This is a genomic window from Streptomyces sp. NPDC053673, from assembly GCF_055585225.1.
The window spans coordinates 1-5,052 of the sequence record NZ_JBVJKN010000073.1 but is presented as its reverse complement, the minus strand read 5'-3'; the positions used below and the strand labels follow the sequence as shown (position 1 = coordinate 5,052).

At 67.1% G+C, this 5,052-nt stretch carries 4 protein-coding genes and 4 pseudogenes; 6 read left to right on the top strand and 2 right to left on the bottom strand.

What is annotated here, in order from left to right:
• From ACZ6ZQ_RS38255 to ACZ6ZQ_RS38235, 5 genes and pseudogenes are all read left to right on the top strand, one after another.
• Positions 1-386 (top strand): S8 family serine peptidase (locus ACZ6ZQ_RS38255; protein WP_469773150.1); only part of this gene is annotated, 386 nt, incomplete at its 5' end.
• Positions 387-740: 354 nt separating this feature from the next.
• Positions 741-1,083: pseudogene (locus tag ACZ6ZQ_RS38250) on the top strand (RNA-guided endonuclease TnpB family protein); the annotation flags it as partial.
• Between the two features lie 70 nt (positions 1,084-1,153).
• Positions 1,154-1,310, top strand: a pseudogene (locus ACZ6ZQ_RS38245) (transcriptional regulator); the annotation flags it as partial.
• Between the two features lie 96 nt (positions 1,311-1,406).
• Complete coding sequence (locus ACZ6ZQ_RS38240) at positions 1,407-2,012, top strand: hypothetical protein (protein WP_469773149.1); 606 nt, start codon at positions 1,407-1,409, stop codon at positions 2,010-2,012.
• Between the two features lie 19 nt (positions 2,013-2,031).
• Positions 2,032-2,679 (top strand): IS5 family transposase, encoded by a 648-nt coding sequence (locus tag ACZ6ZQ_RS38235; protein WP_469773148.1) that lies wholly within the window; start codon positions 2,032-2,034, stop codon positions 2,677-2,679.
• A 265-nt stretch (positions 2,680-2,944) separates the two neighbouring features.
• Here ACZ6ZQ_RS38235 and ACZ6ZQ_RS38230 read toward each other — a convergent pair whose 3' ends face one another.
• Complete coding sequence (locus ACZ6ZQ_RS38230) at positions 2,945-3,400, bottom strand: VOC family protein (RefSeq protein WP_469773147.1); 456 nt, start codon at positions 3,398-3,400, stop codon at positions 2,945-2,947.
• Between the two features lie 324 nt (positions 3,401-3,724).
• Positions 3,725-4,253 (bottom strand): annotated as a pseudogene (locus tag ACZ6ZQ_RS38225) (IS256 family transposase); the annotation flags it as partial.
• A gap of 279 nt (positions 4,254-4,532) precedes the next feature.
• Between ACZ6ZQ_RS38225 and ACZ6ZQ_RS38220 the strand changes: the two are divergent.
• Positions 4,533-4,955, top strand: a pseudogene (locus tag ACZ6ZQ_RS38220) (YdcF family protein); the annotation flags it as partial.
• Between the last annotated feature and the right edge of the window lie 97 nt (positions 4,956-5,052).

The following is a 5,052-nucleotide window of genomic DNA, read 5'->3' as shown; positions in this document are numbered from 1 at the left end:
TCACCTTCGGCGTCGCCGCGGGCAACGAGTCGAGCGACGCGGGCCAGGGCTCCCCGGCGCGCGTCAAGGAAGCCATCACCGTCGCCTCGTCGACCAAGGACGACAAGCAGTCCGACTTCTCCAACTTCGGCTCGGTCGTGGACATCTACGCCCCGGGCTCGGACATCACCTCCGCCTGGAACGACAGCGACGAGGGCACCAAGACCATCTCCGGTACGTCGATGGCGACTCCGCACGTCGTCGGCGCCGCCGCCGTCTACCTCGCCGCCCACCAGGACGCCACCCCGGAACAGGTCGCCAAGGCCCTGACGGACGGCGCCACGCCCGACAAGATCAGCAACCCGAGCGAGGGCACGCCCAACAAGCTCCTGAAGGTCGTCGAGTAGTCAGCGACGCCCGACCCTGAACCGGCAGCCGCCGTGCCCTCCCCCACGGGGCACGGCGGCCGTCTCGGCTCGTCATGCCGGATGACGGGGAACTGGAAGAGGACCTCGTGCGCGACGTGATCGAGGTGCCGGACTCCTTCCGCGCCCGCTTGTACGGGCGCAGGCCGACGAGGAATCGGGCACAGAAGGCCATCAGACCTTCTTTCGAGGGGACTACCGGCTTTACCCGGTGGGGGGAATCGAATCCTTGGAGCGGAGGCGCGGAGCGCCGGAGTTCGCTGCTCCGTCAGTGACGGCCGGTAGGGTGATCGCATCAGCCGCGACCCGGGGATACGGAAAGCGGGGTGGGCCGTGTTGATACGCACGCACAAGTTTCTCCTGCGGCCCACCAAGAGGCAGACACTCGCGCTCACCGAGATGCTGCGGGATCACTACTCCCTCTACAACGGCGCCTCACAGGAGCGGCGCGATGCCCGGCAGCACGTATCGAAGTCGACGGTCCGCTACGGGCAGCAGTCCGCGCAGCTCAAAGACACTCGGGCGTTCGACCCGCAGCGGCAGGGCCGCTGGTCCTTCTCGTCCCAGCAGGCGACGCTGCGACGTCTCGACAAGGCATTCGCTGCGTCTTCCGCCGGGTGAAGGCCTGACAGAGCCGGGCCATCCCCGCTTCCGTCACGCGGCCTTTCACGGGCCTGTGCTGGTGCACGCGCACATACGCGACACCTTGCAGCCGGACTGGCGGGCGGACGTGCCGCCGGGCCTCCAATCATGTCGCGACGATGAAGTCGCTGTCGGCGCACATGCAACCGATAGTGATCCAGGCACTGGTGACGGCGTTCCAGCGGGCACTGTCGGGAGGAACTGTGGGCGGAGTTCGGCGTCGACGGAACCTGCTCCCGGCCGACTGACAGAGGCGACCGCTAGTGTCGTGATCGGAAGAGTTCACCGGCTCGCGATGCGCATCGCCCTTCCAGCCGTGGGGAGGGAACGGCCGGCGTCTGGCCGGCCGAGGGGAGGACCATGCTGTTCGAGGAGCTCAAGCCCGGCGGGCTCTACGTCAAGCGGACCTACAGACCAGACTGGGAGCTGACCCTGGTCCGGGTCGCCGAGTCCCCGCGCCTGTGGCGGTGGAACAGGAAGCGGTGGTCGTACGAGGTGGCCGAAGACGCCGACCGGGCGGACCTCGAGCAGGAGGTCGGCTATCTCGCCGTGGCGCCCCCGGCGGCGTGGCCGGAGAGCGACGGCGTGGGCGGTATGTTGAGGCGGGGCATCCATCGCTGGGCGAGGCCGATGGCCGCGCTCCGTTCTCCCCTGCCGGATCCCGCCGTGACGCGTGTGGCCTGGTTCGATCTGCCGACCCGCGACGAGGACGACGAGCTGTCATGGACGATCTTCGATCCGCGGGACATCATCTGCCCGTACACCTCACCGGAGGAGTTCCAACAGCGCATCCTTAACCGGATGACAGCGCTGGGCGTGGAACCGAGCCCCGTGTTCCAGCCGCCGCCTCCGGGCAGCATCACGCCCACCGACGTCCCTCGTGCGGCGCTGCGGCTCGACGTCCTCGCGGAGCTCCTCGACCGCGTCGCCGATCCCAGTGAGGAACGGGGGGCCCAGGGCGTGTAACGAAAGTGGATCTTGAGTGATGAATGATCGTGGTTCATGGCGCGGGGAGATCTCACGGATGCACAGAGGGCGGTGTTGGAGCCGTTGTTGCCCAAGGGAACGAATGGGGGGACGGCCGCCCATCTGGCCCCGGCGCCAGCTGATCGCCGGCATACGGTTCCGGGTTCGGACAGGAGTTCCTTGGCGGGATGTGCCCGTCGAGTACGATCCGTGGGGCCGGATCTACGATCTGTTCCGCCGATGGCAACGAGACGGCATCTGGCACCGGTTCCTCACCCGACTTCAGTCCCAGGCCGACGCGAAGGGCGCGATCACGTGGGACCTGAGCGTCGATTCCACAGTGTGTCGCGCCCATCAGCATGCGCCAGGGGCCGGGAAGCAGGGGGACCTACAGAAGGAACCACCGGGCGGAGTGCTGGCCGAGCCCTGTGATCACGGGCTGGGACGCTCACGTGGCGGGTTCACCACCAAGCTGCACGTGGCTGTCGAGCAGGGCCAGAAGCCCATGTCGATCGTGGTGACGGCCGGGCAGCGCGGCGACTCGCCGCAGTTCGAGCCCGTGCTGGAGAATGTCCGCGTACCCCGCATCGGATCGGGCCGGCCACGCGTCCGCCCCGATCGAGTACGCGCCGATCGGGCGTACTCCTCCCGCAAGAACCGCGCCTAACTGCGCCGCCGTGGAATCCGTTGCAGCATCCCATACAAGGCTGGCCAGGCCCGCAACCGCAGGATGCTCGGCTCCCGTGGCGGCCGACCGCCGCGTTTCGATGCGGTGGATAACCGCGAGCGCCATGCGGTCAAGTGCGGGATCAACCGACTGAAAGGCACAGGGCGGTGGCACGAGGCACGACAAGCTCTCCGTCCGCTACGAGACGACGGTGCTGGTCACAGCCGTGAACGAGTGCCTGTGACCAGCACCGTCGCAACGGCCCTCAGACGACGTCGAATTCGTTGCCCTCAGGGTCCTGCATGGCGGCGGCGTAGAGCCCCATGTCCGGCTCATCCTTGATCCGCAGCACGGTGGCACCAGCTTTGACCAGCCGTTCCACCGTAGCCTTGACCCGCTGTGTGCGGACGTCCAGTGGGACGTCACGGCCCCCACCGACCTTCAGGTCGAAGTGCCACCGGTTCTTGGCGACCTTCGGCTCCGGAACCTGCTGGAACCACACCCTCGGTCCACGTGCCGCGGGATCGATGATCGACTCCGGAACATCCCCGGCACCGGTCGGCAACTCTGCCTCTGGCACCCCCATCGCCGCCCAGTAAGCACGCCACGTGGCGTGCCCGCCCGGCGGAGGCTCAGGCACGTAGCCCAGGGCCTCGGCCCAGAAAGTCACCATTCTCTGCGGATCGGAGCAGTCGATCGTCAGCTGCACTGTCATCTCCATGCTCGGAGCATCCCAGGCAGGTCTGACACTGACACTCGTAGCGGGTTCCGGTGGTCGTGGCTCAAGGTCTGACCGACGCCCTGCTGGGCTGTCCTGCGACTGTTCTGTCCGGCTGCCGGGGCCCGTTCTCCATGGCTCCGGCCAGGTGGAACATGACCTGATAGGAGCTTGGCCAGAGGCCCCCTCAATGTCCTGTCTGAGCCACCCGGCCGACGTCACCTCCGGCCCGGAAGGCAGCTGACAGGATGACAGCGACGATCAGCGGCTCGCCCGTGACCGTCAGCCCGGCCCGCCGCAAGGCCTCGGCCACTTCCGCGTCACCTCGGTCTCGCTGTCGCCGACCATGACGCCCAGCACCTCCCGCCGCCGTCCTCGTTGATCCCGGTGGCGATCACCACGGCCCGGGACACTATCTGGTGCTCGACCCTCGCCTTGCAGTAGGTCGCGTCCAGATAGACGTACGGGAAGCGGACATGGTCCAGCGGACGAGTGCAGAACGCGGTCAGCTGGCCGTCCAGGTCCTGGCAGATTCGCGACACCTCGCTCTTGGAGATCCCGGTGTCCGCGCCGAGGGCCTTGACCAGGTCGTCGACCGACCGCGTGGACAAACACCATGGACGTAGGCCTCCATGATGACCGCGTACAGGGCCTGGTCGATGCGGCGGCGTCGCTCCAGCAGCGCGGGGAAGAAGCTCCCCGACCGCAGTTCGGGGATCGCGAGGCCCAGGTCGCCGGCCTGGGGGCTGATCGTCTTGTCGCGGTGGCCGTTGCGAAGCGCGGTGCGCGTCTCGGTGTGTTCGTTCCACTCCGCGCCGATGCGGGCTGTGGCCACGGCTTCGATAAGGGACGCCATCCAGAATGCGCCGTTCGTAGCGGCGGCTGCTGCCTGCACTGCCCGATAGCGAGGTGCCCCAAGGGCTGTCCCGCAATACCCACCGGGCGCACGACGACAGCTACGGCACCTCGCTGCATTGTCGAATCATCCCGATACGTCCAGTATTGGGACGGCTCTCCGCCTTGCGATGCGTCCCCTCGGCCCTCCGGGCCTGGGGAGACCCCATGCATCTGACGCCGCGCGCTGGTCCGCCGGGTATTGCAGGACAGCCCTTAGAGTCGCCGCATGCGACCAGTAATGACAGGAGTGGCGATAGCTGGGGCGGCAGCCCTGGCGTGGGGCGAGTGGTTGAACTGGCGCTGGTCTCGAGCTCTCGTGGGGAACCGCGGTGGAGCTGCCGAGGCTGTGGTCGTGCTGGGATACCGGAACCCCCAAGCGACGGCAAACTTCATCAACCGCTGGCGAGTTCGTGCTGGAATTCGCTCGATCGTCGCTGACAGTGCGCGTGGCACCCGCGTGATCTTCAGCGGCGGTGCGACCAGCAGCGGCGCTGCAGAGGCCCAGGTGATGGCTGACTACGCGAAGTCGGTCCTCGAGTTCGACGGCACAGTGCTCCTCGAAGACCAAAGCAGGACGACATGGGAGAACATCACGAACGTGATCCCACTGCTTGAAGACGTCGACCGCATCAAGATCGCCTCCCAATCAGCACACGCACTCAACTTGACTCTGTCGGGGATCTTGGAGTTTCCCGGTGCGGCAGCAAGATCGACGGGCATGCTCGTGTAGTTCCGCCGACCGATACATCTGTCGAGGT